Raw genomic sequence first — 2509 nt, 5'->3', positions numbered from 1 at the left:
AGGGAACGCCTATCTATGGTATGCCAGTCCTCAATGTGGATCAGGCGAAGCAGGTAATCATCTGCAATTACGACCTCAAGCCTGGCTACGCTGGCGTTGAGAACCCGCTCTACAGCCGTGGCGAAGGCGTAGCCCTTTGTCTAGGTGATGCTAAGGCAACGCTCTCCAACCTGATGGATCGTTTGGATCATGCGGAGAGTGCTCCCGCAGCCCCCGCCGCCTCGTCAGCGACCAGCACAGCGACACCACTACAGTCTGCTACCGAGGTACTACACAACGCTAAGAGCGTCATCATCGTGCCGGGCTACGGTATGGCACTAGCGCAAGCTCAGCAGGAGGTCAAGCAACTAGCCGACAAGCTCGCTCGAAACGGTGCCGAAGTCAAGTACGCCATCCACCCAGTGGCTGGTCGCATGCCGGGACATATGAACGTGCTCCTCGCTGAGGCCAATGTAGACTACGATAGCCTCTACGAGATGGAGGCGATCAACGATCAGTTTGCCAATACCGATGCCGTTATCGTCATCGGGGCCAACGACGTCCTCAACCCCGCTGCGCGCAATGCTGAGGGAACGCCTATCTATGGTATGCCAGTCCTCAATGTGGATCAGGCGAAGCAGGTCATTATCTGCAACTTTGACCTCAAACCTGGCTACGCTGGCGTCGAGAACCCGCTCTACAGCCGTAGCGAGGGTGTGACACTACTCATCGGCGATGCCAAGAAAACGCTCAGCGACCTGATCGACACGCTCTAATCGGCGACTTTCGTTGAGCCAACTAACTGGCTCCTAAACACTCTCCACGGAGGCAATCACACATTCCTCCGTGGAGAGTTTTCATTTCCTACCGAAGAAGTCTGGCATTGTCCGTTAGCTAGTGGCACTAGTGCTCCTAGTGTCACTAGTACTCCTAGAAACAAATCTCTAATCTCTAACCTCTAATTTCGTACCTTTGACACACCGCTCTATAGTTGATACTCCATGAAAGTCGTACTCATAGGCTCAGGAGGCGTAGCCACCTCCATAGCAGCTGCACTGGCGAGCCACGCCGCCACATCGCTTTGCGGCATTTACAGCCGGCGGCTAGCCCATGCCGAGGCGCTCCGTAAGCGCTTCGCACTCACTTGCCTCGTCACCGATAGCCTGCGACAGCTTCCCCTAGCGGACCTCTACATCATCGCCGTCAGCGACCAAGCCATCGCAGAGGTCGCCACGGCACTGCCACCGCTGGACGGCTTGGTCGTCCACACCTCCGCAGTGACCCCGATCGACTGCCTCAGCGGACAACGCGCCTACGGCGTCTGGTACCCGTTCAATAGCTTTGCCAAAGAGGTCATCGTTCCCTTCGAGGGGCAAAAGGTCCTTTACCAGCTCGCCTCTGACGAAGGTTTGACCACCCTACAGCAGTGGAACGAACTTCTTCAGGTTGAGGCGATCCCCTCCACACTGGACCAACGGCTCTGGCTACACCTCGCAGGCGTGCTCGCCTCCAACTGTACCAACCGCCTCTACACCCTCTCGCACCGTCTGCTGACTCAGGCGGGTCTCCCCACCGACCTGCTCAATGGGCTCATCCTGCGCACCGCCTCGAAGGCGACCACGATAGATCCTTACGTAGCGCAGACGGGGCCCGCCCGCCGGCACGACCTAGAGACCATTGCTCGCCACCGTGCACTACTCGAGCAATTGCCCGAGTCGCAGCAAGAGGTGTCGCAGCTCTACAACCTATTCACCGAAGCCATCCTAGACGACTACCCACAATGAAAACTTACCACTGGATCCTTGGCTCCCAATCGCCACGGCGCAAAGAGCTCCTCGCCACGCTCGGGCACCCCTTTGAGATACGCACCATCGAGGGACACAGCGAGGCTTACCCTGACACGCTACCTCTCGAAGAGGTGCCGCGCTATCTCTCCCAGCTCAAAGCGGAGCAGCTACGCCCCACATTACAAGCCGACGAACTGCTCATCACGGCCGACACGGTCGTCCTCCTCGACGGGCAAATCCTCGGCAAGCCTCACGACCTGGACGACGCACGACGTATGCTACGCCTCCTGAGCGGTCGCCAGCATGAGGTCGTTTCGGGCGTTTCGCTCACCACGACCGAGTGGCAGCGCTCCTTCGCGAGCCACACGCTGGTCACCTTCGCACAGCTCACGGACAGCGAGATAGACCACTACGTAGCGCACTACCAGCCGCTCGACAAAGCGGGCGCCTATGGCATACAGGAGTGGATCGGCTACATCGGCGTCTCGCACATCGAGGGCTCCTTCTACAACGTCATGGGCCTCCCCGTGCAGCGCCTCTACCGCGAGCTACAAGACGCTGACCTCCTACCGTAGTTAGCTGTTGGCTAGGGGCACTAGTGCCACTAGAGCTACTAGCTCTCCCCTCTCCCCTCGGTAGGAAATCCGAAAGCTCCAGGGAGCAAATGAAAATTCTCCACCGAGGCGGGAAATAAAACTTCGGAAGAATGAAATGAAACTTCGGAAGAAAGATTTCGAAGTTCC

Annotated in this window: 3 protein-coding genes; all 3 read left to right on the top strand. The window is 58.0% G+C overall.

All coding sequences use genetic code 11. The features are described 5' to 3' along the window. A partial coding sequence (locus tag Q0X57_RS08150; RefSeq protein ID WP_297729989.1) for an NAD(P)(+) transhydrogenase (Re/Si-specific) subunit beta occupies positions 1–755 on the top strand: 755 nt, incomplete at its 5' end. A gap of 225 nt (positions 756–980) precedes the next feature. Continuing rightward, entirely contained in the window at positions 981–1763 is a 783-nt protein-coding gene (locus Q0X57_RS08145) for a Rossmann-like and DUF2520 domain-containing protein (RefSeq protein ID WP_297729987.1), read from the top strand. Continuing rightward, entirely contained in the window at positions 1760–2341 is a 582-nt protein-coding gene (locus Q0X57_RS08140; protein WP_297729985.1) for a Maf family nucleotide pyrophosphatase, read from the top strand. The genes Q0X57_RS08145 and Q0X57_RS08140 overlap by 4 nt, the downstream gene beginning before the upstream one ends. Positions 2342–2509 lie beyond the last annotated feature (168 nt).

It is taken from the genome of uncultured Porphyromonas sp., from assembly GCF_947254915.1.
GTDB lineage: Bacteria > Bacteroidota > Bacteroidia > Bacteroidales > Porphyromonadaceae > Porphyromonas.
Note: the sequence above shows the minus strand (reverse complement) of the source record. Positions and strands in the feature narration are given on the sequence as shown.